The 25,954-nt window shown below is 70.0% G+C and carries 22 protein-coding genes; 9 read left to right on the top strand and 13 right to left on the bottom strand.

All coding sequences use genetic code 11. From position 1 onward, the window contains the following. Positions 1 to 102: 102 nt before the first annotated feature. From ORI60_RS04290 to ORI60_RS04270, 5 genes are all read right to left on the bottom strand, one after another. Positions 103 to 1,230: a DegT/DnrJ/EryC1/StrS family aminotransferase gene (locus ORI60_RS04290; RefSeq protein WP_266034456.1), complete on the bottom strand. Its 1,128-nt coding sequence runs from the start codon at positions 1,228 to 1,230 to the stop codon at positions 103 to 105. 244 nt (positions 1,231 to 1,474) lie between these two features. Next, the gene (locus ORI60_RS04285; RefSeq protein ID WP_266034453.1) at positions 1,475 to 2,494 is read right to left on the bottom strand and encodes an NAD-dependent epimerase/dehydratase family protein; all 1,020 of its coding nucleotides are present in this window, start codon (positions 2,492 to 2,494) and stop codon (positions 1,475 to 1,477) included. Then, positions 2,494 to 3,516 carry a Gfo/Idh/MocA family protein gene (locus ORI60_RS04280; protein WP_266034451.1) on the bottom strand — a complete coding sequence of 341 codons (1,023 nt, stop codon included), beginning with the start codon at positions 3,514 to 3,516 and terminating at the stop codon, positions 2,494 to 2,496. The genes ORI60_RS04285 and ORI60_RS04280 overlap by 1 nt, the downstream gene beginning before the upstream one ends. 14 nt (positions 3,517 to 3,530) lie before the next feature. Beyond that, positions 3,531 to 5,024 (bottom strand): sugar transferase, encoded by a 1,494-nt coding sequence (locus tag ORI60_RS04275; RefSeq protein ID WP_266034449.1) that lies wholly within the window; start codon positions 5,022 to 5,024, stop codon positions 3,531 to 3,533. A 376-nt stretch (positions 5,025 to 5,400) separates the two neighbouring features. Further along, complete coding sequence (locus tag ORI60_RS04270; RefSeq protein ID WP_266034447.1) at positions 5,401 to 5,616, bottom strand: RNA-binding S4 domain-containing protein; 216 nt, start codon at positions 5,614 to 5,616, stop codon at positions 5,401 to 5,403. A gap of 90 nt (positions 5,617 to 5,706) precedes the next feature. Between ORI60_RS04270 and ORI60_RS04265 the strand changes: the two genes are divergently transcribed. After that, entirely contained in the window at positions 5,707 to 6,390 is a 684-nt protein-coding gene (locus ORI60_RS04265) for a DUF2306 domain-containing protein (protein WP_266034445.1), read from the top strand. Positions 6,391 to 6,672: 282 nt separating this feature from the next. On the opposite strand, the gene ORI60_RS04260 is transcribed toward ORI60_RS04265, so the two are convergent. From ORI60_RS04260 to ORI60_RS04245, 4 genes are read right to left on the bottom strand one after another with little or no spacing between them, the layout of a single operon-like run. After that, positions 6,673 to 7,089, bottom strand: a complete 417-nt coding sequence (locus ORI60_RS04260; protein WP_266034441.1) for an SLATT domain-containing protein — start codon at positions 7,087 to 7,089, stop codon at positions 6,673 to 6,675. Then, positions 7,086 to 8,288: a DUF4231 domain-containing protein gene (locus tag ORI60_RS04255; protein ID WP_266034438.1), complete on the bottom strand. Its 1,203-nt coding sequence runs from the start codon at positions 8,286 to 8,288 to the stop codon at positions 7,086 to 7,088. The genes ORI60_RS04260 and ORI60_RS04255 overlap by 4 nt, the downstream gene beginning before the upstream one ends. Before the next feature lie 43 nt (positions 8,289 to 8,331). After that, positions 8,332 to 8,490, bottom strand: coding sequence for a hypothetical protein (locus tag ORI60_RS04250; protein ID WP_266034435.1), 159 nt, complete (start codon positions 8,488 to 8,490; stop codon positions 8,332 to 8,334). After that, positions 8,487 to 9,206: an HAD family hydrolase gene (locus tag ORI60_RS04245; protein WP_266034432.1), complete on the bottom strand. Its 720-nt coding sequence runs from the start codon at positions 9,204 to 9,206 to the stop codon at positions 8,487 to 8,489. The genes ORI60_RS04250 and ORI60_RS04245 overlap by 4 nt, the downstream gene beginning before the upstream one ends. 36 nt (positions 9,207 to 9,242) lie before the next feature. Here ORI60_RS04245 and ORI60_RS04240 point away from each other — a divergent pair, with 36 nt between their 5' ends. The 4 genes from ORI60_RS04240 (at position 9,243) to ORI60_RS04225 (ending at position 15,337) form a co-directional block, all read left to right on the top strand. Then, positions 9,243 to 10,628, top strand: a complete 1,386-nt coding sequence (locus ORI60_RS04240) for an SDR family oxidoreductase (protein ID WP_266034431.1) — start codon at positions 9,243 to 9,245, stop codon at positions 10,626 to 10,628. Positions 10,629 to 10,746: 118 nt separating this feature from the next. Then, entirely contained in the window at positions 10,747 to 11,409 is a 663-nt protein-coding gene (locus ORI60_RS04235) for a Ku protein (RefSeq protein ID WP_266034430.1), read from the top strand. Positions 11,410 to 11,710: 301 nt separating this feature from the next. After that, positions 11,711 to 14,581: an AAA domain-containing protein gene (locus ORI60_RS04230; protein WP_266034428.1), complete on the top strand. Its 2,871-nt coding sequence runs from the start codon at positions 11,711 to 11,713 to the stop codon at positions 14,579 to 14,581. A 135-nt stretch (positions 14,582 to 14,716) separates the two neighbouring features. Continuing rightward, a complete protein-coding gene (locus ORI60_RS04225; protein WP_266034426.1) occupies positions 14,717 to 15,337 on the top strand; it encodes an LPXTG cell wall anchor domain-containing protein in 621 nt (206 codons plus the stop codon). A 55-nt stretch (positions 15,338 to 15,392) separates the two neighbouring features. Here the strand turns inward: ORI60_RS04225 and ORI60_RS04220 are convergent, their stop codons facing one another. Both ORI60_RS04220 and ORI60_RS04215 read right to left on the bottom strand, forming a co-directional pair. Next, entirely contained in the window at positions 15,393 to 16,142 is a 750-nt protein-coding gene (locus ORI60_RS04220; RefSeq protein WP_266034425.1) for a PIG-L family deacetylase, read from the bottom strand. 102 nt (positions 16,143 to 16,244) lie between these two features. Further along, positions 16,245 to 18,041: a S8 family serine peptidase gene (locus ORI60_RS04215; protein ID WP_266034424.1), complete on the bottom strand. Its 1,797-nt coding sequence runs from the start codon at positions 18,039 to 18,041 to the stop codon at positions 16,245 to 16,247. Between the two features lie 182 nt (positions 18,042 to 18,223). Here ORI60_RS04215 and ORI60_RS04210 point away from each other — a divergent pair, with 182 nt between their 5' ends. Both ORI60_RS04210 and ORI60_RS04205 read left to right on the top strand, forming a co-directional pair. Beyond that, entirely contained in the window at positions 18,224 to 19,150 is a 927-nt protein-coding gene (locus ORI60_RS04210) for a LuxR C-terminal-related transcriptional regulator (protein ID WP_266034422.1), read from the top strand. 72 nt (positions 19,151 to 19,222) lie between these two features. Further along, a complete protein-coding gene (locus ORI60_RS04205; RefSeq protein WP_266034420.1) occupies positions 19,223 to 19,804 on the top strand; it encodes a hypothetical protein in 582 nt (193 codons plus the stop codon). A 55-nt stretch (positions 19,805 to 19,859) separates the two neighbouring features. Here ORI60_RS04205 and ORI60_RS04200 read toward each other — a convergent pair whose 3' ends face one another. Continuing rightward, complete coding sequence (locus tag ORI60_RS04200; protein WP_266034417.1) at positions 19,860 to 21,737, bottom strand: S41 family peptidase; 1,878 nt, start codon at positions 21,735 to 21,737, stop codon at positions 19,860 to 19,862. Positions 21,738 to 21,856: 119 nt separating this feature from the next. Here ORI60_RS04200 and ORI60_RS04195 point away from each other — a divergent pair, with 119 nt between their 5' ends. Both ORI60_RS04195 and ORI60_RS04190 read left to right on the top strand, forming a co-directional pair. Next, positions 21,857 to 24,247: a hypothetical protein gene (locus ORI60_RS04195; protein ID WP_266034414.1), complete on the top strand. Its 2,391-nt coding sequence runs from the start codon at positions 21,857 to 21,859 to the stop codon at positions 24,245 to 24,247. Between the two features lie 13 nt (positions 24,248 to 24,260). Then, positions 24,261 to 24,851, top strand: a complete 591-nt coding sequence (locus ORI60_RS04190; protein WP_266034411.1) for a superoxide dismutase family protein — start codon at positions 24,261 to 24,263, stop codon at positions 24,849 to 24,851. On the opposite strand, the gene ORI60_RS04185 is transcribed toward ORI60_RS04190, so the two are convergent. After that, the gene (locus ORI60_RS04185) at positions 24,848 to 25,936 is read right to left on the bottom strand and encodes a helix-turn-helix domain-containing protein (RefSeq protein ID WP_266034408.1); all 1,089 of its coding nucleotides are present in this window, start codon (positions 25,934 to 25,936) and stop codon (positions 24,848 to 24,850) included. The genes ORI60_RS04190 and ORI60_RS04185 overlap by 4 nt on opposite strands. Positions 25,937 to 25,954: the final 18 nt, after the last annotated feature.

Raw genomic sequence — 25,954 nt, 5'->3', positions numbered from 1 at the left:
ACGCTGGACAGCACAGGGCTGCTACTCCGAACGTCGGCGATCTGGTTAGAACTGTTACGTGTCAACACAAAAATGTTCCGGTGGGGGTTGAATCTTTACTTTTCAACCACGCAGGGTCAGATGGGATGTGTGGAGAGTTTCCGACAACGCTGACACGACGGTGTCCTGTTCGGACTCGGTCATGTCGTGGAAGAGCGGAAGGATCAGCGTCCGGGCCGTGAAGGCCTCCGTCACCGGCAGTTCCGCGCACTCGTGACCCTCGTAAGCGGGCTCGAGGTGTGACGCCATGATTCCGCGCCGTGCGCTCACGCCGCGTTCGGCAAGGCCCGCAAGGACTTCCTGGCGGTCCGCGCCCTCGGGGAGCCAGACCCAGAACGACTGGTAGTTCGTGGTGCCGTACTCGGGGTCGGCCACCGCGGTGAGGCCGGTGTCCGCCAGCAGCTCGTGGTAGCGGGCGGCCAGCTCACGGCGACGGGCGATGATCGCGTCCAGTTTGGACAGCTGGACCAGGCCGACGGCGGCCTGGATGTCGGTCATCCGGTAGTTGAACGCCGTCTCCAGGTACTGCTCGATCACGGCCGACCCGCCGTTGTGGCGGTCCGCGGCGGACACGCTCATGCCGTGTTCCCGCAGGCGCTTGAGCCGGACGGCCCAGTCGGGGTCGTCGGTGGTGACCATGCCGCCCTCACCCGTGGTGAGGAGCTTGCGCGGGTGGAACGACCAAGCGGCCAGCAGCGCGTTCGTGCCGACCGGCTTGCCCTTGTAGGTGGAACCCGCGGCGCAGGCCGCGTCCTCGATCACCGCGATGCCACGCGGTTCGCAGAACGCCTTGAGGGCGTCGACGTCGGCGGGCACGCCGGCCTGGTGCACGACCATGACCGCGCGTGTGCGCTCGGTGAGCACCGGCTCCACTGTGGACGCGCTGATGTTGCCCGTCCCGGCTTCGACGTCGGCGAAGACGGGGGTCGCGCCGGTGTAGCGCACGGCGTTCGCGGTGGCGATGAACGACAACGACGGCACGACGACCTCGTCGCCGGGGCCGATGCCGAGCAGGTGCACGGCGAGGTGCAGGCCGGTGGTGCACGACGACACGGCCACGCCGTGGCTCGCGCCGACCGACGCGGCGAACGCCTCCTCGAACTCGCGGACGCGCGGGCCCTGCGCCACCCAGCCGGACCGGACGGCCTCGGCGGCGGCGAGCGCCTCTTCCTCACCGAGCAACGGCCGCATAACCGGAATCACTGGTACTGCCCTTCATCGGTGGTGGACCTGGTGCCGGCGGACGCCGTCCTGCTCGACGGCGGAGAGGAGCAGAACGGCGTCCGCTGACGGCGGGGAGGTGACCGGAGCCCGACGGCGGCGGGTTCCGGCCGGTCCAGCGAACGTTCGTGCTGGAGGGTGCGGGGCGGGTGGGGCGGCGCGGCGCGGCGGCGTGGGGGTGCGGGGGGCGCCGCGGCCGCGGCTTTCGGGGGTGTTACCGGGCGTTCTGCTCGGCGGCGGCCTTCTCGGCACGCCACCACGCGACGAGGTCGCGCAGTCCGCCGTCCATCTCGATCTCGGGCTTCCACCCGAGCTCGGTGGCCGCGAGGCTGATGTCGGCGAGCCGGCGCGTCACGCCGTTCACCTTGCGCTCGGGGCCGTGCTCCAGCGGCAGGTCGGAGTCCATCGCGGCAAGCAACGCGAGGGCGAGCTCCTTGAGCGAGGTCTCCTGGGAGGACGCGATGTTGTACACCGTGTCCGTGACCGGCGCCTTGGCCGCGAGGATGTTGGCGCGTGCGATGTCGTGCACGTGCACGAAGTCCATCGTCTGGGCGCCGTCGCCGAAGATGAGCGGCGACTTGCCGTCGACGATGCGCTCCATCCAGCGGATGAGCACCTCGGTGTACAGACCGTGGACGTCCATCCGCGGGCCGTACACGTTGAAGTAGCGCAGCGCCACGTAGTCGAGGTCGTACATGGCCTTGAAGCTGCGCAGCATGCCCTCGTTGAACGCCTTCGCGGCGCCGTAGAAGGTGTCGTTGTTGTACGGGTGGTGCCGTTCGCCGGTGGGGAACGACTCCGCGAGGCCGTAGATCGACGCCGACGACGACGCGATGACCTTCTTCACCCCGGCGGCCGCGGCGGCCTCCAGGATCGTGAACGTGCCGTCGACCAGGCATTCCAGCGCCAGCCGCGGTTCCTCCGCGCACTGCGTGATGCGGATGGCGGCGAGGTGGAAGACGAGGTCCATGCCCTCGGTCAGCTCGCGCACCAGCGCCTTGTCGTTGATGTCGCCCTCGACGACGCGGACGACACCGGACTCGAGCGCGGAGGCCAGGTTCTCCCGGCGGCCGCGCACGAAGTTGTCCAGCACGACGACCTCGGCCGCGCCGGCCTCGACGAGCTGGTCCACGACCGACGAACCGATGGTTCCGGCGCCGCCCGTGACGAGCGCGCGCTGACCGGTGATCGGCTGGGCCAGACCCTCCTGGGCCAGATCCTTGGGGGCCGACATCAAGAAACCCTGCCTTCGACTTGTTGAACGGGAACGAAGACCCCGCCGGAGCGCAGCGACTCCGACGCCGCCTCCAGCACCGCCAGCACGCGCAGACCCGCGCGGCCGTCGGTCAGCGGGGCGCGCTTCTCGGTGATGGACGCGGCGAACTCCGCCATCATCGACCGCAACGCCTCGCGTTCCACCAACGCCGGCGCGACCATGTCGCCGGTGCGGTAGGAGATCTTCTGCTGCTCCGGGGAGAGGTCGACTCCCCGGTCGTAAATGGACAGTCGCTGTGCGGGATTGTTGTCGTCCCACACGACCGTGCGCTGCGAACCGCCGATGACCATCGTGCGAATCTTCGTCGGCGACAGCCAGTTCACGTGCACGTGCGTGATCGCCCCGTTGGACAGCCGCACCGTGAGGTGGCCGACGCACGCGACGCCCGCGCCGATGGGGTCGGAGCCGTGCGCCGAGACCTCGACCGGGCGCACGTCGTCGGGCAGGATCGCCTCGAAGATCGACAGGTCGTGCGGGGCGAGGTCCCACAGCACGTCGACGTCCGGCTGCACCAGACCGAGGTTGATGCGCACCGAGTCGATGTACTGGATGTCACCGAGGTCGCCGCCACGGATGATCTTGCGCAGGTGCTGCACCGACGACGTGTAGGCGAAGGTGTGGTCCAGCATCAGCGTGAGGCCGCGCTGCTCGGCGGTCTCGACGAGCTTGAGGCCGTCCTCGAAGTTGGCCGCGAGCGGCTTCTCCACAAGGACGTGCTTGCCGGCCTCCAGCGCCGCGAGGGCGACGGGCAGGTGCGTGGCCGCGGGGGTGGCGATGGCGACCGCGTGGACGTCGGGGTCGGCGAGGACCTCGTCCAGCGACGCGGTGGCGCGCACCGTCGAGTACTGGCCCAGCACGCGCTGGGCCTTCTCGACGTCGAGGTCGCACAGGTAGCGCAGGTGCAGCGCCGGCGTGGCCTGGGCGTTGCGAACGAGGTTCGGCCCCCAGTACCCGGCACCGATGACAGCAAGGCCAATCACGTCTTGGTTCCCCATCAGTAGGCCCCCTGGCCGCCGAAGACGGCGCGGAAGGTCTTCCACATGATCACGAGGTCGAGTGCGAGCGACCAGTCCTCGACGTAGCGCAGGTCGAGGCGGATCGACTCCTCCCACGAGAGGTCGCTCCGTCCGCTCACCTGCCACAGACCGGTCAGGCCGGGCTTCACCAGCAGGCGGCGCCGCACGTCCGAGGAGTACTTCGCGGTCTCCTCCGGCAGCGGTGGGCGCGGGCCGACGAGCGACATGCTGCCCGCGAGGACGTTGAACAGCTGTGGCAGCTCGTCGATGGAGTAGCGGCGCAGGAACGTGCCGACCTTGGTGATGCGCGGGTCCTTCTTCATCTTGAACAGCACGCCGTTGCCCTCGTCGACACTGGCGAGCCTGGCGCGCAACGCGTCGGCGTTGGTCACCATCGTGCGGAACTTGATGATCGTGAACGGCACACCGGTCTTGCCGACGCGCTTCTGGCGGTAGAAGACGGGACCGCGGCTGTCGATCATCACGAACGCCGCGACGGCGAACATGAGCGGTGCCAGCAGGACCAGGAGGACGAACGCTCCGACGCGATCGACGACTTCCTTGACCAGACGGCGGAATCCGCTCAGGGCCGGTTCGCTCACGCGCAGCAGCGGCATGCCGAGCACGGCGCTCATGTGCAGCCGCGGGCCGGCGACCTCCATGAGACCGGGAGAAACGACCATTTCGGCACCGGAGCCTTCGAGCGCCCACGCGAGCTGCTGGAGACGGCGAGGTGTCCAGTAGGCGTCGGGTGTGACGGCGACGATGCGGTACCCACCGCGGCGGACGTGCTCGGCGAGCTCGCGCAGCTGGCCGACGACGGGCACGCCGTCGACCTCGGTGCCGGAGCGGCCGCGGCCGTCGATCGTGCAGATCGCGTCCACGCGCCAGCCCAGGTGGGCGACGCGCTTGGTGCGGTGGATGAGGTCCTCGACGGTGTCCAGGTTGCCGGCGGCGAGGACCGAGAGCAGGAATCGTCCTTCACTGCGGCCGCGGTGCAGCGGGCGGCGCAGGAGGTAGCGCATGGGAAACGCGACCAGTGCGATCGCGGGAACTACGACGAAGATCCACAGGCGGGCGCCGGGGATGTCGACGGCGAGCGCTCCGAGGCCGAGCGCCACGACGGCACCGAACAAACCCCGGCCGAGTCTTCGGAACTCCTCGGCTCCCTGGCCGAGGACGGCCGGTGTCCACACGCGGTTGATGGCGAGGGAACCGACCACGACAACTACTGTGAGTATGTCCAGCAATGCAAGGGAAAGCGGGCCGAAGGCCGTGTGACGCATGCTCATGACGGCACCGACGGCGATGACGACCAGGACGACGGTCAGCACATCGGCCGTGATCACGGCGTATCGGTAGCGGCTTTCCCAGCGCGCTACGGGTGGATGGGTCTGTCTGTGTTCCGACAGAGTGTTGAGCGTGGAGCGCAACCCGTCGACGTCACGGGCAGCGCGGACCTGCTCACTCATCGTTTTGATCTCCCCGGCTCAGCGGCGATTCCGGACGTGCACGAACGCAGGTCACCCCGAGGACCTTGGAACTTCGGACTTCGCGATCTTCGGCAGAGCCGTCATCCGGGCTCGGCCGCCGAAGCTCGCAACCGGTGATTCGTATGTTCCGGCGTCCGCGTTACAGACCCTGGAAAAAATTTTCCCGGCGTCCGAACACCGGACGTGACGCGCGTCTCACAGTAACAAAAACGTGGCGCCACAAGACGATTCCCGGATGTCCACAAGGGACATAAAGGATACGTATGTCCCCGGGTATTCGTTCAGATCGGGTCTTCAGGCCCTAGTCTGATCGACTGCGCTTGTGCATGCACTTACCGCCGAACGGAGCAACCTCCTACGGCCGAACGGAAATGCGCACCTCGTCACCATTGACGACCACGATGTCGCCGTGGCGCAGCTGGGCACCGCGCCGCAGCTCCACAGAGCCGTTGACGTGGACTTCTCCGTCCTCGATGAGCACCTTGGCGTGCCCGCCGTCCTCGGCCAGCTGAGCCAGCTTGAGGAACTGCCCTAGCCTGATCGGCTCTTCGGAGATCTCGACCGTACGCATGAGTCACATCATCCCAGTAGGGCGCGCCCCACTGCTCGCTCGGGGGCGCGCACCAGCGCGTTCGAGTGAAGCCGTTGACAGGCTTGGGGCATGAAGACTTCGTGGGGGTACGCCGTCTGGTTGGCGGTGTCGGGACTGGTCTGCGTGGCGATAACGATCTTCGCGGCGAGCGCGTACGTCACGCTGGACATGGACCAGGCGAGGCCGGCGCTGCACGGGCCCGCCCATTACGGCGTCCTGGTCGCGCACATCTTCACCGGAACGGTCGCGGTCCTGGCGGGTGTATCGCAGTTCTGGCCGGGCCTGCGCGCCCGGCACCCGCGGGTGCACCGGGTGATGGGACGCGTCTACTTCGCGGCGGTCCTGCCGTCGTCGTTGCTCGGCATCGCGTGCGCCCAGCTGTCGCTGTACGGGCTGGCGTCGTCCGGGCCGCTGACGGTCCTGTCCGTGCTGTGGTTCGTCAGCGCGGTGTTCGGCCTGAAGACGGCACGGCGGCGCCAGTTCGGCGAACACCGCATCTGGATGATCCGCGGTTTCGCACTCACCGGCGCCGCCGTGACGGGTCGCCTTTGGGGCCTTGCTCTCGGCGCACTGGTGCCCGACGGGGACGGGCTGCTCCTGTTCGCCACCGCGAACTGGCTGTCGTTCGTGGTGAACCTGCTGGTGGCCGAGTGGTGGATCCAGTCGCGGGGTTACACCCGGACCTTGCCCTCCGTGGCGCTCAGGCCGAGCATCTCCAGCAAGTCGGCGCAGTCGAGCGCGTCCGTGGCGTGACAGGCCACGGTGCGTGCCGCCTTGCTGTTCTGAATCGTGCTGTGCTCCTTTTCCAGAGCCTTGGCCTCGGCGAAGGTGCCGGTTTCGGGCTCGGCGATCGCGGGACGCGCCCAAGTCATGTCGTGCCTGCTTCCGCATCGGGGGATGTGGTCATCATGACAACTAGGTGACCGAAACACCAGAACCTGTGCTTACCGTAATCGATCACCCACGCTGCGTGCCAAACCGCGGAAGCGATTTTTCCGAAGACAACCCGAACGATTCAAGCCGGGATTCGGCTTTTTACCGGCCGTACCTCAGCACCGACTCCACTTCGGTCACAAATGCGACCAGCCGCTCGTCGTCCACGTCGTCCGGCGTGGGGCCGTCCACCGCGAGCCGTTGCAGCGCAACGGAAGTGGTCGCACTCTCCCGCGCCAGGCGGCGGAACCCGAAAGTCGCCTCGTACAGCGACATGGCGGTGCCCAGAGCGGCGAAAGTGGTTGCCACGAAAGCCCACATGGCCCTGCGCGGCCCGTCCGCCATGCCGATCGCGGCGGCCGCGGCGGCGGCGATGAACATCGCCGCCGCGAGCGCGACCGTCCACGTGCGGGCACGGGCGTAGCGCTTGCGGCTGCGTTCGAAGTGGTCGAGCCGGTCCTGGAAGCGGTGGCGGAGGTAGGCCTCGACGAACTGCGCCTGCCTGAGTTTGTCGCTCATGTCCTGACCACCTCGTGCTTGCGGTTGCTGACCGCGGCTTCCAGGTCCGCCACCTTGTCCTGGCGCTCCTCCTCGGTGGCGGGCGCCACGGCGGCGAGGTGCGCGAAGTACAACGCCCGCAGGCGTTCCGCGCGCGACCGGGCCGTCAGGTACTTGTCGAGCGACTCGCGCTTGCGCGCCACGATCGTGATGGCCGCGGCGAACGCGCCACCCGCCACGACGAGCACTCCGGGCCACGGCGTGTCCTTCAGCCACGTCTGCAGCCCGGCGAACACCGTCGTCGTCAGGCCGCCCACGATCGCGAGCACGGCCGTGAGCCGGTAGCGGTTCTGCTCGACGTCGGCTTCCGCGTCGAGCTCCTGGAACGCCGGCGCGACGACCTGGTTCGCTTCGTGGATGGCGTCCGCGAGCATCGGGTACGCGACGACGAAGCCGGGGTCGACCAGCGGCCGCGCCTCGGGAGCCCGGTACCGGAGCTTGGGCAGGATCCTCGGTGGCTTGACGGGCTTCTCCTTGCCCAGCAACCGTTCCAGCGCGGTGACGGCCTTGCCGGCACCCTCGTCCACGTGGACGATGAAGATCTTGCCGCTGCGCACCAGCACCGCGAGGTCACCGGTGAGGTCGCCGGTCGCGATGCGGTCCGCGAGGCCGCCCGTGCCGGCGAGCACCAGCAACGGGTTGTCACCGCTGAGGTGGTCGACGACCTCCTGCTCGCTCTCGCCTCCGACGACGAGGGCGACGACGGGCTTCTTGTGGCGCACGGCGTCGATCGTGCGGAACAGCACCGGGGTCGCGTCCGTCCACTCCGAACCGGGGACGATGACGGCGACGCTGTGGTTGGGTTCCAGCGGGACCTGGCCGTTGGTGGAGCTCTCGGTCAGGTCGTGCACCTTGCTGCTCGGCGCGACCCCGACCACGACGGGCCAGCGCTGCTCGCACGCCTGCAAAGCCATGCCCAGCAAGTGGACAACGCCTCTGTCGGTGCCTTCGGTGACGAACACGGCGCCGTTGCGCGCCGCGGTCACGACGACGGATCTGAGCACCGGCAACAACTTCGCGGCGAGATCCGTCTCGATGTCTTCCGTGGAGCCGAAGACCGAGATCACCGTGCGCCCCCGGGGCAAGCCGAGGGCCTTGGGTTTGATGTCGGCGTCCGGCTGGGACAGCCGTTTGACTGTCGGGCCGCCTGCTGTGGGCATGCCGCGCACCATAACGCCGTGATCGATCGAGGGCCAGAGCCCGTTAGACCTCATCCTCGTCGTCGACGGGGACTTCCTGGCGCTGCTCGTGCGCGTCGGCCTCGTTCGCCTCCAGCGGCGTGTCCGACGTCTCGACCGGCTCGTGCGGGACGACCTCTCGCAGCTGCTCCTGCACGTCTGCCTCGGGTGCTTCGGGATTCATGCCGTGCGGTTTCCCTGCGGCGCGCTCCTCCACACCTGCCTGGTCAGCTCACCGAGGTCCGCCAGGTCGTCGAGCACGGTCCCGGCCCCGGCCCGCCGCAGGTCGTCCGCGTCGCTGCGGCCGGTGGCCACGGCGACCAGCCGGACACCCGCCTTCGTCGCCGCGTAGACGTCGTGCGGGGTGTCGCCGATGAGCACGACCTCGTCGTGGGTGAACGGCCGGATGCGCTGGGCGCGTTCGCGGGCGAACGTCACCAGCTCGGCCCGGTCGGCGTGCTCGTCGCCGAACGCGCTGACCTCCCAGTCGACCAGGTGCGCCAGGCCGAACTCCTCCAGCTTGATCAGCGCCACGCTCCTGAGGTTCGCCGTCAGCACGCCCTGGTGCACGCGCGGATCGTCCGCGAAGTGCTGGAGGGCCTCCAGCGCTCCCGGCAGCACCTCGCCGTGGCCGGGCAGCTCCGCGCGCCTGGCCTCGAAGGAGGTCGCGAGCGCGTCGGCGAGGAGCTGGGCCGCCTCCTCGGTGTGCTCGATGTCGTGCAGGCGCAGCGTCTCCTCGATGATGTCGGCCTCGGTGCGGCCGCCGAGGTCCACGGGCCCGCTCAGCTCCCTGCCGAAGGCGCTCCGGAACGCCTCGCGGTACATCAGTCCGCCGAAGCCGCGCGCCGAGATCAGCGTGTTGTCGATGTCCCACAGCACCAGCAGTTCAGGCCCGGTCACCGGACCACCACCCCTCAACGCGTAAAATCCCTGCTCATGACCTCGATCGACCCCGCAGAGCTGGAAGTCTGCCTGCGCGTGCTTGCCCAGGTCGAGGACCTGCCGGCCGAACACGACGACGCCGTGCGCGTCCGCCGGGCCACCGCGAAGATCTTCAAGGCCGCGAAGAAGTTCCGCAAAACCGAGCGCAAGGCCGCCATCGTGGCCAACGACCGCGCCGTCACCGCGCTGACGGCCACCGGGTCGCCGGACCGCATCGACGACGAGACGCAGGGGCTTCCCCTCGTGTCGACCGCTCAGGGCGCCACGGCGGGCACGTTGCTGCGCGCCCGGTCCTGCTACACGTGCCGCACGAGGTTCGTCGAGGTGGACGCCTTCTACCACAACCTCTGCCCCGCCTGCGCCGCCTTCAACCACAGCAAGCGCGACGCCCGCACGGACCTGTCTGGCCGCAACGCGCTGCTGACCGGCGGGCGGGCGAAGATCGGCATGTACATCGCACTGCGGCTGCTGCGTGACGGTGCGCACACCACGATCACCACCCGGTTCCCCAAGGACGCGGCGCGGCGGTTCGCCTCGATGCCCGACGCCGCCGACTGGATCGACCGGCTCAAGATCGTCGGCATCGACCTGCGCGACCCGGCCCAGGTGCTGGCGCTGGCCGACGAGGTGGCCTCGCGCGGGCCGCTCGACGTCCTGATCAACAACGCGGCCCAGACCGTGCGCCGTTCCTCGAACGCGTACGCGCCGCTGGCTCAGGCCGAGCACGAGGCGTTGACGGGGGATGCGAAGCGTCCCGAGCTGATCTCGTTCGGCGGGCACGGGCAGCTCGCGTTGCCCGGCACCGCCGTTCCCGAGGCGCACTCGGTGACGACGCTGGCGTTGATGGCGGGCTCGAAGGACATCGACGCGGGCGGCCTCGTGCCGGACACCGCGCCGGTCAACTCGTGGATCCAGAACGTCGACGAGGTCGACCCGGTGGAACTGCTGGAAGTGCAGCTGTGCAACTCGACGGCGCCGTTCCTGCTGATCTCGCGGCTGCGGGCGTCGATGGCGAAGTCCTCGTACCGCCGCAAGTACGTGGTGAACGTGTCGGCGATGGAGGGCCAGTTCTCCCGCGCCTACAAGGGATCCGGGCACCCGCACACGAACATGGCGAAGGCCGCGCTGAACATGTTGACGCGCACCAGCGCCGAGGAGATGCTGCAGGCCGACGGCATCCTGATGACCGCCGTCGACACGGGCTGGATCACCGACGAGCGTCCGCACCCGATGAAGATGCGGCTCGCCGAGGAGGGCTTCCACGCCCCGCTGGACCTGGTCGACGGCGCGGCGCGGGTGTACGACCCGATCGTGCGCGGCGAGGCCGGCGAGGACCTGTACGGCTGCTTCCTGAAGGACTACGCGCCGTCGCCCTGGTGAGCCTTCTGGATGACTTTCGTCGGAAACACGCGTCCGAGGTATCCGTCGGACGCGTCCGAACGAGCCCTTCCATCAGGTCTTATGCGTAGTTGAACACCTGTTCGAGTACTCATTTGTCATGAGGACTGTGTGGCGGGGAGCACTTCGGTTCGGGATGACGACGATGACGGTGCGGCTGGTGTCCGCGGCCACCGAACACCGCAGCAAGGTGCACCTGGTGCACCGCGAGGACAGCGGCCGCGTGCGTCACCAGCAGGTGTGCGGCGAGTGCTCGTTGCGGCTGGCGCCGGAGGACATCGGACGGGGTTACGAGCTCGACGACGGCAGGATCGTGCAGATCGATCCCGGCGATCTGCCGGCACCGGAGGACGGCGTGATCGACGTGCAGCAGTTCGCGCCGCAGGTCGACCTGGACCCGGTCGCGCTGCACCGCAGCTACTACCTGGAGCCGGACGACCTGGCCGTGCGGTCCTACGTGCTGCTGCGGGAGACGCTGGAGCGGACCAAGACCGCCGCGATCGTGAAGTTCGGGTTGCGGGGCAAGGAGACGCTGGCGGCCATCCGGCCGCAGCACGGCGTTCTGGTGCTGCACACGCTGCTGTGGCCCGACGAGGTGCGGGAGCCGCACTTCCCGTTCCTGCACCGGGACACCGAGGTGCGCACCGGCGAGCTGGCCGCGGCGGCGGCGCTGGTGCGGGCGCAGACCCGTCCGTTCCGGCCGCACGACTACCCGAACACGCACCACGAGGCCTTGCTGCACCTGGTGGAGGCGAACGTCTAGGCGGCACCTGATGGTGCGGGGGTGGGGGGGGGGGGGGGGGGGGGGGGGGGCGGGCGCGGGGGGGGGGGGGGGCGCGGGGGGCCCCCACGCCCGTTCTGTCAGGGGGCGGCGCTAGGGGTGTGGCTCAGGACGTGGCCGGTGTATTCGTGGTCAGACGGGTGCATCGTGGTGCCGCCCCCACGTCTTCGTACTGGTTGTACGGGGGCGTGGGGGCGGGGGCGTGGGGGCGGTGCCGCGAGGCGCCCTGCTGAGCGCGGATACGCCGCCCACGTTCTGAGCCACTCCACTAGCATCGGCAGCCATGCTCGCCAGCCCGTCCGATCTCGTCGACCTGCTCGAGTGCGAGCACCGCAGCTTCCTCGCTCGTGACGAACGGCGTGGCGACCCGTCCGAACTGCACCTCGCCGCTGCCCGGACGGCTGCGGAGATGCGTTCCGGCGCCGACCTGGTCGAGAACGCCGTGTTCTTCGACGGCGTGTTCCACTGCTCGGCTCAGACCCTCGTGCGCACAGCCGACGGCTACGAGCCGTGCGACGAGGCCTCGGACTTCACTCCTCTCGCCGTGTTGTCGCTGGTAGCGGCGGCGCAGGCCCTGGGCGCCACTCGGGCGCACCTGGTGGTCGACGGGCGGCGCAGGTCGTTCCGGATCGCCGACTTCACTCCCCTGCTGGGGCGCCTGCGGACCCGGCTCGCGAAGCCCTCGCCCGCACCGAAGCGGTCCTGGGGGGATGTGCGGGCGGCCTGCACCGGGTGCCGGTTCGCTCGTCACTGCGCTTCCGGCCGGGAGCAGGCGCGGGACCTGTCGCTGGTGGCCGGGCTGCGCGCCGACCAGCGGCGAAAGCTCGTTTCAGCCGGCATTGACACGATCGACGCGCTTGCGGCGACCGAGGAACGGCCCGCGACGCTGTCGCCTGCGAGCTTCACTGCGCTGACCGCGCAGGCCCGGCTCCAGGTGCAGCAGGAACGCACCGGCGTCATCACGTACGAGGTCGTGGCGCCGGAGGCGTTGGCGAACCTGCCGGAGCCCGCCGAGGACGACGTGTTCCTGGAGGTCGACGGCGACACGTTCCGGACGCCGGGCTGGGAGGGGACGTTCGAGGAGTTCGTCGACCGCACGCCGACCGGCACGGTCTACCACTTCGCGCCGCACGACCTCGCCGGGCGGGCCGCGCGGACGGCGACGCGTGAGTCCGAAGTGGACGAACTGGTGCGGCGTTGCGTCGATCTCGGCGCGCTGACGCGGCGAGTGCTGCGGGTGTCCACTCGGGAGTACACGCTGCCCGCGCTGAAGCCGTTGCTGGACGACGAGGTTCCCACCCGCGGACTCCGGGACCTCCTCGTGCGGATCAAGACCGAGCGCGAGATCGAGACGACGCCGCCGCAGGAGCGCGACGAGGCGGCGCTGGAGAAGGCGGCCGAGCGGGCGCGCCGGATGGCGGCGCTGACCGAGCCGTTGATGGCCGAGGGGCACGACCTGTTCGCGGCGACCGTGGGCTATCACCGGCGTGAGGCGAGTCCGGCGTGGGGCGACTTCTTCCGGCAGGCCCTCGCGCCGATCTCCGACCTGGAGACGGACTCGAACTGCGCGGTGCCGATCACGCTCAAGGCCGAGGACTGGGTGCCTCCCGCCGGGCGGGTCCGCACGCACAAGCGGCAGGTGCACGCGCGGATCGACCCGGAACGCCCGCACCCGTTCGGTTCGGGCGAGCAGGTCCGGTTGCTCTACCCCGGCAACGTCACGCGCAACGCCGTGGTGGCGGACGACAACCCGTACGAGCTGGTGCTGACCGAGAGCAACTCGCAGGAGCACTCCGAACTGCCGATCGCCGTGCTGCCGGGCAGCCCGGTGCCCGCGTCGCCCAAGGACGAGGCCGTCGCGGAACTGGCGGAGCAGGCCGTCGGCCTGCTGCCGCTGCTCCCCCGCAACCCCGGCATCGACCTGTTGCTGCGCACGCCGCCCGTGCAACCGTTGCCGCAGCACGACGACGTGGTGCAGGCCGTGATCAAGGCCGTCGACCAGCTCGACGGCGGGACGCTCGCCGTGCAGGGACCGCCCGGCGCGGGCAAGACCTACCTCGCGACCAAGCTCGTGCGGCACCTGATCGACCAGGGCAAGACCGTCGCGGTGACCTCGACGTCGCACAAGGCCGTGGAGAACGTGCTGTCCTCGGTCGACCCCGACATCCCGATGGCCAAGCGCCCCAAGGAGAAGAAGCCCGAGGAGGGCCTCCCGTGGGACCAGCCGAAGAGCAACGGAGCGCTGGCGCAGTGGCGTGAGGAGCACCCGCAGGGCCACTTGGTCGGCGGCACGGCGTGGACGTTCTCCAACGCCGTGATCAAGGCGCAGCCGTTCGACGTGATGATCATCGACGAGGCCGGCCAGTTCGCGCTGGCCGACGCGGTGGCGGTGGCGACGGCCGCGCGCAACCTCGTGCTGCTGGGCGACCCCCAGCAACTGCCGCAGGTCGTGCAGGGCGTGCACCCGCCCGGTTCGGACGCGTCGGCACTCGGCCACCTGCTCGGCGACGCTGACGTGATCCCTCCGCACCTGGGCTACTTCCTGGCCGAGACGCGGCGCATGCACCCGGCGGTCTGCCGTCCCGTGTCCGAGCTCTCCTACGCCGGACTGCTCCATTCGCACGAAACCGCGGCACACCGGTCGATCTCCGGCATCGAGCCCGGGATCTACCTGCGCGAGGTCGACCACCGGCACAACATCACGTCGTCGGTCGAGGAGGCCGAGGCCGTGGTGGACACGGTGCGCGCGATCGTCGGTCGCACCTGGACGGACAACGGCAAAACGCGCGAACTGACTGATGCGGACATTCTCGTCGTGGCGCCGTACAACCTGCAGGTGCGGGTGATCCGGCGCAGGCTCGCCGATGCGGGGTTCACCGAAACTCGGGTGGGCACCGTGGACCGCTTCCAGGGCCAGGAAGCACCCGCCGTCATCATGTCCATGACGTCGTCGTCCACCGTGGACCTGCCCCGTGGCCTGGACTTCCTCCTGTCGCGCAACCGGTTGAACGTGGCACTCTCGCGCGCCCAGACGCTCGCCGTGATGATCTGCTCGCCACGCCTGCTGGACGCCGACGTGCGCGGTGTCGAGCAGATGCGGCTGGTCGCGGGCGCGATCGGCCTAACAGAAAACATGAGGATCTTTCCGTGGTGACACCGTAGCGTTGTCATACGGTGACCTTTCGACCGCTCTCTGTTGCTAGCGTGACGCGGTTCACCCGGTCGGGTGATTCAGATCATGAATGTGTGCTCGGCCCCGCCACGCATCAAACAGAGCAGGAGAGATTCGTTGGCAAGGAGAGTTCTCGGCGCGTTCGCGGTGACCGCCACCGCCGCGCTGACCATGGTCGCGCTGGCCACCCCTGCAAGCGCTCACGACAAGTTCCTGTCGGCTGAGTGCGTCAAGGACAAGGCTGTGCTGTCGGTCAAGCTGACCCAGTACGCGGGCGGCAACAAGAACAAGCTGCTGATCAAGGACGGCGAGAAGGTTCTGGTCGACGAGAAGTTCGACAAGAACTGGGGCGAGAAGGTCGACAACAAGCTCGAGTCGAAGAAGTTCGTGGCCGACGGCACCGTCGAGCACAAGTTCTTCGTGAAGGTGACTGCCTCGGACGACTCGAAGTACAGCTTCGAAGAGACGCTCAAGACGCCCAAGTGCGTGGAGACGCCTCCGACCACGACGACCAAGCCGGCGACGACGACCACGACGCCGGTCGCCACGTCCCCGGAGGTGCCCTCGTCCTCCGAGGCTCCGCCGTCGACCACCCCGGCCGCTCCCGGCGGCAGCGCTCCGGAACCGCCCCTCGCGGCCACCGGTGCGTCCCCGGCGTGGCTGCTGCTCTCGGGTCTGGGTCTCGTGGGCGCCGGTGCCGGCACCCTGCTGTTCCTGCGTCGCCGCCGCAGCGCGTGAACTAGCCGGAGCATCGACGGGGGCGGTCCACTTCGGACCGCCCCCGTCGCCGTTCCTACAGGTCCAGCGCGGTCGCGGGTTCGTGGCCCTCGCGGATGAACCACTCGGTGCCGAACGCGTGCGCGAACGTCGGCTCGTCGAGCGACAGGAAGAACGACTCCTCGGTGATCTGCGAGGCGTGGGCGCGCATCGCCTGCCGCTTCACCTCCAGGTACTTCGAGACGTCGACACCGACGTTGATCTCCGACTCCGGCACCGCGCCCTCGCCGAGCGGCTGCGGCTCGTCGATGCCGGCCTTCCGGAACGCCTCGCGGAACTCCGACTCGCGCACCATCGCCTGGTAGACGGCCGGTGTGCCCGCGATCTCCGCGGCGCGCATGCCCACGCGGTGCGTCTGGATGTGGTCGGGGTGGCCGTAGCCGCCGAAGCTGTCGTACGTGGTGAGCACCTTCGCGTCCTCCTCGACGAGGATCGCCGCGAGCTTCTGGGCCGCCTCCTCGACGTCCGCGGTCCAGAACGAACCGGGCTGGTCGTTGAGCTCGTCGCCCATCATCCCGGAGTCGCGGTACCCCAGGAACTCCACGCGCGCGACGCCCAGCAGGTCCGCCGCCGCGTGCGTCTCCACGACGCGGCGCTGCCAGAGTTCCTCGCCCTCCTCCAGGAAGTCGGGCACCTCCCCCGCCTCGCCCCGCGTCGCGACGACGAGCACGACCCGATGTCCCTCCTCGAACGCTTTGCGCATCACGCCACCGGTCACGATGCACTCGTCGTCGGGATGGGCGTGAAAAGTCACCAGTGTGGCCATGCCCGCGACGTTACCCGCGACCGGGACGTGCCCGGCACGTGAAAGGGCGGCGCTCCCCCAGGAACAGGCTGGGAGGCGCCGCCCCTCGGCGAACTCGTGGAGCTATCGCAGGGTCAGGTTCCAGGCGTTGATGTACCCGGTGTCACCGGAGTACACGTCCTGGACCCGCAGCTTCCACGTGCCCGCCGCGACCTCGGACGAGGCGTTGACCGTGTAGGTCGCCACCACGTTGTCGGCACTGTCCGAAGAGGACGAGTTCTTCAGCCGGTAGGCGGTGCCGTCCGGCGCGACCAGGTCGATCACCAGGTCACCGCGGTAGGAGTGGACGATGTCCACGCCGACCTTGGTGGTCGAGGAGGCGTTGCCCGTCACCGTGGAGGTGATGGACGACGTCACGGCGGTGCCGCGGTCCGGGATGGCGACGTCGGTCGTGTTCTCCAGGCCACCGGAGGGCGGCGGAGTCGTGTCGAGGGCGGCCACGGTCTTCGCGGCGTCGGCGAGACCCGCGCCACAGCCACCCGAGCAGGTGCCGGGGAGCGGACGGGCGTTGGTCTTGATCAGGTCCTTGACCTGGGCCGGCGTGAGCGCCGGCTTCTTGGCGACCAGCAGCGCCGCGAGGCCCGCGACGTGCGGGGCGGCCATCGACGTGCCCTGGTAGGGCTTGTAGTTCTCGGCGCCGGGGACGGTGGTTCCCGCGTTCAGCGTCGACCAGATGCCGTTCTCCGGCGTGGTGATGGTGCCGGGGGTGTCGGTGCCGCGACGGGTCTCGCCGCCGGGCGCCGCGATGTCGATGCGGGTGCCGTAGTTCGAGTAGAACGTCCGGTTGCCCTCACGGGACGACGCGGCGACGGTGATCACGCCGGAGCAGTTGGCCGGGGTGTAGAGCGACGCGTTGTCGTTCGAGTTGCCGGCCGCGACGACGATCGTGGAGCCGCGGTTGATGGCGCCGTTGATCGCGTTCTGGTACGTCGTGGAGCAGGAGGACTTGCCGCCCAGCGACATGTTGATGACCTTGGCGGGCGTCTGGTTCGCGGGCACGCCGGTCACGGTGCCGCCGGACGCCCAGGTGATCGCGTCGGCGATGTCCGAGGTGGCGCCACCGCACTTGGCGAGCACGCGCAGCGGCTGGATCTTGGCGTCGTAGGCGATGCCCGCGATGCCCTTGCTGTTGTTCGTGGACGCGGAGATCGTGCCGGCCACGTGCGTGCCGTGCCAGGAGGAGCTGCTGTCCTGGGCGGGCACCGGGTTGCCGTTGGCGTCGGTGCCGCACTCGCCGCGCGCCGCCCAGTCACCCTGGTCGGCCGGGTTCGAGTCGCGGCCGTTGTTGTCACGGGCACGCGCCGCGTCGGAGACGAAGTCGTACCCCGCGACGACCCGGTCCGCCAGGTCGCTGTGCGCGACGTAGCCGGTGTCGATGACCGCGACGGTCACACCGGAGCCGGTGGTGCTGGACCACGCGCCGGGCACGTTCATGCCCGCGGTGGCCTCGAAGAGGTCCCACTGCCGGGAGTAGTCGGTGTCGTTCGGGTCGGCGAACGGCTGCATCAGCAGGTCCGGCTCGACGTAGGCGACCTTCGGGTCGTTCTTGAACGCCTGGATCGTGTTGTCGGCGTTCGTGGTCTTCGCGCCGAGGTCGACGACGACCGCGCCACTCGCCATGCGGCGGTGCACGGACTTGCCCTTGCTGCGGGCGTCGTCCGAGGCAGCGGAGTCGGACGAGGCTTCGGCGGTGCCGGGCTTGTAGCCGACGATCAGCCGCTCGAAGGGGCGGTTCACCTGGGTCGAGTCCGGCTGGGACTGGATCTGGGCGGGGGCTGCGGTCGCCGATGGGGCGACAACGCTGAGCACGGCGGCGGAAACTGCCGCGGCGCACACACTCGTGCGTCGCAATCCGTTCACGTGAGGTCCTTCCACGCAGGGCCTTCGCGTGCCGTTGAGGGCGTCAGTGTTCTGAACCGGCTGCGGAGGTGGGAGGACGGTAAGCCGGGCCACACCTGCGAAAACAGGTCTAGCGGAGTCCGTTTGACGACACTGGCGTGTTCACGACAGGGGTGTTGCGCCGAATGGCGCACAATGTGGCCGTGTTCGGACACTTGGGCGTCGCACCGGAGCTAACGGCCGTTTACGAGCTCCTGGTAACGGGAGGCAGCCGCACGACGGACGAGATCGGCGTCGCGGCCGAGGTGCTGGAGGAGATGCGGGAGCTCGGGCTGGTCAGGCACCTGCCCGGCGACGTGTGGCAGGCCGTGGCACCGGACCTGGCCGTCGAGGCGCTGATCGCGGCGCGCGAGGAGGCCAACCGCCGGGCCCGCGCGGACATCGGCCCGCTGATGGAGCTGTACCTGCGCAACCGCGACGAGGAACTGGCGGACAACGCGTTCGTCGAGGTCGTGTCCGGTGTGGACGCTGTACGGGAGCTGTGGCACGCCCTGCTGCGCGGCGCCCGCGGAGAGGTCTGCGTGCTCGACCAGCCGCCGTACGTGACACCGCTGGGCCAGCACGTCGCGCTGGAGGACGAGACGCGCGAACGCGACGTGCAGTGGCGGGTCGTCTACGACCGCTCGGCCGTCGACATCCCCGGCCGGGTCACCGAGATCATCGACCTGGTCGCGGCCGGTGAACGGGCCCGCGTCACGCCGACGCTGCCGTTCAAGCTCGCGGTGATCGACACGCACGCGGCCGTCCTCCCCGTCGTGAACGGCGACATCGTCGACAAGGTGCTGCTGATCCGGCCGTCGGCGCTGCTGGACGTGCTGCGCTCGACGTTCGAGCTGTACTGGGACAAGGGGATCCCCTTCAGCCCCGGCGGGATCTACGCGGCGGCGGCCGACGTGGACCCGAACCTGCTCGGGCTGCTCGCCGCCGGCCTGACCGACGAGTCGATCGCACGGCAGCTGGGGCTCGCGCCGCGGACCGTGCAGCGGCGGGTGCGGCAGCTGATGGACCGGTGCGGCGCGCAGACCCGGTTCCAGGCGGGCGTGCAGGCGATGCGGCGCGGCTGGTTGTAGTCCGACGCAACCTCGGATGATCATTCGGCGTCTTCCTCTGTGCAAGCAGGTACTCACAGGGGGATTCAAAGAATGCGCATGCGCAAGGTGATGGCGGCTGCCCTGACGGGCCTCGCACTGATCGGTCTCGCGGGCACGGCGTCGGCGTCGGCATCGGGCTCCGCGGACCTCACGTGGCCGCCGAAGGACGTCACGCCGGTCCACAAGACCAAGGCGGAGCTGGAGAAGCAGGCGGCCGGGTTCACCGCTCGCCAGCAGCAGACCTTCCCGAAGGTCTTCCGCGGCGCGCAGGACGTCTCGCCCGGCAACTGGGGTGGCGAGGCCGAGGGTCTGTTCGACGACATGCAGTACATGACGAACTGGACCGGGTTCACCGTCAACGGCCAGAGCAACACGGTGTTCATGCAGGTCAACGCGCCGGGCTTCTTCCAGGAGTCGCCCCAGCAGCTCTGCGAGCGCGACAAGTGCACGGCCAAGGTGAGCGACCACCGCGGTGGCGTGACGGTCTTCACCAAGAACGACCAGCACGGCATCACGGTCGCCTGGAACTTCCGCCGCAACGGTGAGGTGGTCTGGGCGCAGAGCTGGACGGCGGGCACCGAGGCGCAGCTGGCGGCCGTGGCCTCCGACCGCGCGTACACGTTCACCCGCTAGCGGGCAGAGTGAGCGGGCGCTTCCGGTCATGGAGTCACCGGAAGCGCCCGCTCGATCAGCTGGCGACCTTGCGCGCGGCCACCAGCTGCCCGTCCGCGAAACCCTCGACGCGCACCTCGCGGCCGGTCGCGGCCAGCGTCGCGGTGTGCGCGCCGTCGGTCACGTCCAGCGAGGTCGCCGGGCGGCCGTCCACGTAGACGTCCACCCGGTCGAGGTTCACGGTGTCCAGTGAGACGGTCGTGCCCGCGACCGCCACCCCGAGCCGCCGCACCGGCTGCTCCTTCAACAGCTCTCCCGCTCTTGCGAGGAGATCCACGTTGCCCTGCAACAGGTCCGCGCGCGTGAACTTGTGCTGGTGCGTCGGGCGCACCCCCAGGTCCTCGACCGGGGTGCCGGCGAGCTTGCCGACGCGCAACGTGCGGCGGATCGACACGCGCATGTTCGCCTTGTTGGGCAACGACTTGTACGGCGACTCGGCGTCGAGCGGCGCCGGGATCTTCAGCAGCGTCGACAGCAGGCCGTGCGTCCACACGTTCGCGCCGCCCGCGCCGGTGTTGTCGTCCACGCCGAGGATCGGGCCCAGGTCGTGGTCGGCCCAGCCCGCGGCGAAGATGTCGGTGGCCGAGTAGCAGCGCGCGTCGGTGATCAGCACGACGGGGCCGTGGTAGGTCTGGCCCACGGCGTTCGCGCCGTCGACCGGTGTGATCGTGTGCGAGCAGGAGAACGCCTGCCCCGTCTCGGTCGAGCTGTCGAGCGACGGGAACCACGGTCCGAGGTTGATCTGGCCGGTCGGGTCGTCGGCGTGGCGGCGGCAGATCCGCAGGTTCAGCGGCGTGCTCAGGAACTGCACGGGCTCCGGCGCGATCGGGCGCGGCGTCATCGTCTGCAGCAGGAACTCCGAGGCGAAGATGTGGCCGCCGCCGTTGTCGCGCACGTCGACGATGAGCCCGTTCTGCGGCAGCAGGGCCGCGAGCCGCACGAACTCGGCGAGGAACGCGTCCGGGTCGTCGACGCTGAACGTGAAGATCCGCAGGTGCCCGAACGTGCCGGACGGCGTGGCGACGGGACGGGCCCGGAACACGCCCGGCATCGTCGTCGGCACGTCCTGCGCGGACATCGCGACCGCGCCACCGGAGGCCTCGGCCTGCACGACTTTGGGCGCGTGCAACAACTTCTTGGCGCGTGCCTTCTCATCGGAGTCCAGGTCGACGCCCTGGGCGGCCGCCGCCGGCGACAGCTCGTCGACGTCCGTCATGGGCGGCAGGTTCTCGGTGACCTGCCAGTCGACGCGGATCTCGCCCGCGGCACCGGTCTCGTCGCGGTAGCTCACGACCACCCAGTCCTCGTCGGGCGGGAGCTGGATCACCAAGGGGCGCAACGTGAGCGACTCCAGGCCGCGGGCGAGGTTCGCGGCGGTGTTGCTGCCGGCGAAGATCGCGCCGTTCAACGCGACCGCGCGGGCGATCGGCGTGCCGTTCCAGTGCGTCACCTCGGTGCCGGCCGCGAGGCCGTCGAAACCGGCGACCGTGCGGGCGACGAGGTACTGCTCCGTGCCGTCCTCGGTGAAGCAGCGCTCCAGCTGGAACGGCAGGAAGGCGATCTTGCCCGCGAACGGCGCGGGCAGCAGGTAGTTCGTGTGCAGGTCGCGCACCGAGTGGAAGGTGCTCGACAGCTCGCGGTGGAACTGCCACTCGGGCTCGGCGGTGGCGTCGGTCTGCCGTTCGAGTCTCGCTCTCAGGACTCTGAGTCTCTGCACGGGGTTCACGGCGTGCATCGCGACTTTGAGAGGCAGGTGCGCGTAGTTCTGCTCCAGCACGATCAGCGCCTGGTCGACGATGAGCTTGCGCTGCGCCAGGGTGAGCGTGCCCGAGGTGGCGAGGAACTCGGCGAGTCCGACGGAGTTTGCGACGTTCGGGTGAGCGGTTGTGGTCATGGTGGGGCCTCCTTGCTCAGTAGAGGCTTTCCAGGGCGCCTGGATACACCTTTTTCACCCGTTCGGCCGCTAACTGGAGCAGTTTCACTGACGACAACTGGAGTAAAGGGGAGGCCGCGATGAGTCCACCCGTTCTGGAACTGCGCATCCACGGGGTCAACAACACGCCCCCGGACGCGATGCTGGCCCTCCCCGGCCACGCCGTCGAACAGTTCCGCGGCGACCGGTTCGGCAGCTTCTGGCGCCCGGTCCCGGGCAGACTCGCCGATCTGCCACCGGATCACCCCGGACAGGTGCCCGCCGGCGTGCGGCGCGAGGCGTACTCGTGGGGCGGCATGGCGCGCAGCAGCCCCGGTGTGCCGGGCAGCGGGGTGCCGTCGGTGCTCGCGAACGCGCTGGGGCGCATCGGGTGGGCGCTGCTGCTGCCGTTCGGGCTGGCGAACGTCGCGTACTGGTCCCGGAAGCTGCCCGACGACTCGGTTCCCTCGACGCGGCGGATGGTGTGGTGGAACGCCGGGCGCGGGGCGGCCTCGACGCGGCTGTTCGGGCTGGGGCTGACGGTGCTGCTGGTGCTCGCGGTGTGCGAGGTGGCGATCGACGTCTACGCGGTCCAGTGTTCGCTGCCGGGCACCGCGTGCAGGCGGCTGCCGGACTTCCTGGACGTGCTCGGTGACCCCGCCCGCCACGTCCGGGTGCTGGCCGCGTCCGCCGTGCCGGTCTTGCTGCTGCTCGGACTGCTGGCGCTGACCTCGTTGTCGCGCAGCAGGTACGAGATGACGACCGTGCGCACGCCGCAGCGGCGGGCGGGCGTGATGCTGAGCCGGGCGTCGATGTGGGAGGGCAGCCCGCGGATCCGCCGGCTCACGCGGCTGCACCTCTCCGCCGGGTGCTGCGTGGTGGTGCTGGCGACGAGCACACAGGTGTGGCGGCACGTGTACTTCCTCGTGCTGACCGTGCTCGCTGCCGGGATCCTGGCCGTCGTGATGGCACGGGTCGTGGTGACGGCCACCGACTGCCCGGACGTGCCGTCGACCGAGCAGGGCGGCCTGTGGTCGTGGCTGCTGATGATCTCGTCCGTGGTCGTGCTGGTGGCGCACGGGTTCGGGCTCTACGCGATCGCGCCGGTGTTCGACGGGCCGCTGTGGCTGACGACGTGGGGACCACCGGCGGTGACCGTCGCGCTGCTCGGGTCGGTGCTGGCGGCGTGGTCCTGGCGGCGCAACGACGCCAAGGGACCGCTGGTCCTGCTCGTGCTGTTCGCGGCGTGCATGGTCGCCACGCACTGGGTTCCGCTCGCCTGGATCGGCGCCGCCGCGTTCGGCGGGGTGCTGGCGTGGCGGGCACGGCCGCGCGCCGGTGACGAGTGGCAGGCCTGGCGCGGCGCCGGACCCGGTGTGCTGCTGGGGTTGTCGCTCGTGTCGTCGGTGATGCTGGCGACCGTGCTGGTGCTGACGTTCCGCGGCTGGGTCGGCACGGGCCTGCGGGTCCCGGTGTTCTACTCGTGGTTCAGCGCGGCGTTCGCCGTCGCGCTGGTCCCGCTGGTGCTGCTGGTCCTCGCGCAGGCCTTCGTCCTGCTGTCCCGGTTGATCACGCCCGCGGTGCTGGACGGCGAGGGCGAGGCGCTCGTCGTGCGGACGCGGCACGTGGTCGCGGTGACGCACCGGGCCGAGAACGTGGCCGGGCTGCTGTCGGTGCTGGGCGTGCTCGCGTTGCTGCTGACCTGCTACCTGACGTTCGCCTCGCCGGACTGGGGGCGGTGGCCCGCCGTCACGTGGGTCGTGGGCAAGGGCGACTGGGTTACCGGGCTCGCCGGGGTCGCGGTGATCGGGTCGTTCGTCGGCGCCGGGATGCTGACGAACCGGCGCCCGCTCGGGCTGCTGTGGGACCTGATGTGCTTCCTGCCGCGCACCGCCCACCCGTTCGCGCCGCCCTGCTACGCCGAGCGCGCGGTGCCGGAGATCGCCGATCGTGCGCGTGAGTTCCTGGACGAGTCACCCGGCCACCGCGTGGTGCTGTCCGCGCACAGCCTGGGCGCCGTGCTGGCCGTGGCGGCGCTGTACGCGTTGCCCGCCGGGTATCTGCGACGGGTTCAGCTGCTGACGTACGGCGTGCAGTTGCGGCCCTACTTCGGGCGGATCTTCCCGGAACTGCTGGGGCCCGCCGTGCTGGGCACGCCCGCGGTGCGGGCGGGCGCGATGTTCTCGTGCGATCCGTGGCGCCGGGACCCCGGTGAGGCACCGGATCGCGGGCTGGCGTCGTTGCTGGGCCCGAGCTGGATCAACCTGTGGCGCCGCACCGACTACCTGGGTTTCCCGGTGCACGGCTGGGAGGACAACGCCCTGGACCGCCGCGCGAGCGAGACGAACGGCTCACCGGACGAAGTGGAGACCCACGGCGACTACCACTTGTGCGCGGCCTACCGAGACGCGTTCACGGAGCTCGTCTCGCTCGACCTGAACCGGTCACCCGATCGTGGACGTGGAGGGGATGGGAACCTGGAACGCAGCTGACTCAAGGAGAAACATGCGCACGACTGTGGCGACCCTCGCGGGTGCCGTACTGCTCGCCGGAGGGCTGGCCGCCTGTTCGAGCGAGGCTCCGCCCTCCGCACCGCCCTCCGCACCGGCCGTCACACCGGTGGCCGAGACCGACGTGGCCGCGCCTGCGGCGTCCGGCGACCAGCCGAAGGGCATCACCTACGACGTCGCGCGGATCCCGTTGGGCGCCAAGCTCTCCACCGGCTCGTCCGTGGCGAGTGGACAGACGACGGTGGAGCTGGAGGTGTCGGGCCTGCTGCCGAACACCAAGTACGGCTCGCACGTGCACACCAAGCCGTGCGGAGCCAAGCCCGCCGACTCGGGCCCGCACTACCAGAACACGAAGGACCCGGTGTCGCCGAGCGTCGACCCGCGGTTCGCCAACGCCGAGAACGAGATCTGGCTGGACTTCACCACCGACGCGCAGGGTGCCGCGACCGCCAGGGCGACGGTGAAGTGGGAGTTCCGCAAGGGCGAGGCGAACGCGGTCGTCGTGCACGCCGCGCACACCAGCACCGAGCACGGCAAGGCGGGCACCGCCGGTGACCGCCTCGCGTGCCTGACCGCGACGTTCTAGACCGGCCAGGTCAGGGCCACGCCGCCGGCGAGGTGTGGCCCCGACGTCGGTTCCAGCACCGCCGCGCGCACGAGGTTCAGCACCTCGTACCGGGTTCCGGCACGGCGGACGAGCCCGCGCACGCACAGCTCCCCGACGTACGGGCTGTGCCCCGGGTCCTCGCCCTCGGCCATCCGCACCAGCAGCTCGCGCCCTTCGACGTCCAAAGTGGACAGCGAGCGGCGCAGCGAGTCGCGCAGGTGCGCCGACGTGGGGTCGAGCGGGTTGGACCGCAGCCGTTCGAGCAGGTGCTGCGGCGAGTAGACCATGAACCACCCGGCCGCGAACTCCAGCGCGGACGGCAGCCCGTCCAGTTCGTGGACGAGGCCCATGAGCGCCGCCTGGTTCGCCGGCTCCGGCCGGAACGCGGGCCGCACCCGGTGCACGTTGGTGAGCAGCAACCGCACCGCGGCGTCGTCGGCCAGCGCGCCCAGCGGGAACACCAGCTCGTCGGGCAGCCCGGCCGGCGCCAGCGCCGTGACGACGATCCGCAGCCGCGGATGCGCCTCCAGCAGGGACGGGTCGGGGCGGCGGTCGGTGACGAGGACGGTGTCCTGCTCGTCGTTGATCGACGGGACCGCCTGGGTCGGGTGCCACAGGACCGACCAGCCGTGCCGGAAGTGCAGCTCGCCGGCGACCTCCAGGGCCAGCCGGGTCTTGCCGACGCCGCTGACCCCGGTGACGGTGACCAGCCGCTGGGCCGCGTGACCGGCGCCCGGCCGTCCCTCGGTCAGCAGCGCCGCCAGCGCCGCCGCCTCCGCCTCCCGTCCCACGATCAGCCCGCCGGGCCCGGCCGGTGCGGGCGGTGCCACCGTGGACCGGCCGGCGGCACGCCCGCCCGCCTGCTGCAGGTCCGCGCGGCTCTCCTCGTCGAGCCGCAGCCCGTCCGCGAGCAGGCGCACCGTCTCCGCCCGCGGTGAGCGGGTGCGGCCGCACTCCAGGTCGCGGATGGCCCGCACGCTCACCATCGCGAAGTCAGCCAGCTGTTGCTGGGTGAGGCCCGCGCCGATGCGGTGCGTGCGCAGCAGTTCTCCGAACTCCCTCATGCCCGTCCCTCCTCGGAC

This window comes from Lentzea sp. NEAU-D7 (genome assembly GCF_026242055.1).
In the GTDB taxonomy this organism is placed as follows: domain Bacteria; phylum Actinomycetota; class Actinomycetes; order Mycobacteriales; family Pseudonocardiaceae; genus Lentzea.
The sequence above is the reverse complement of the archived record's forward strand: the minus strand, read 5'-3'. Positions and strand labels throughout refer to the sequence as shown.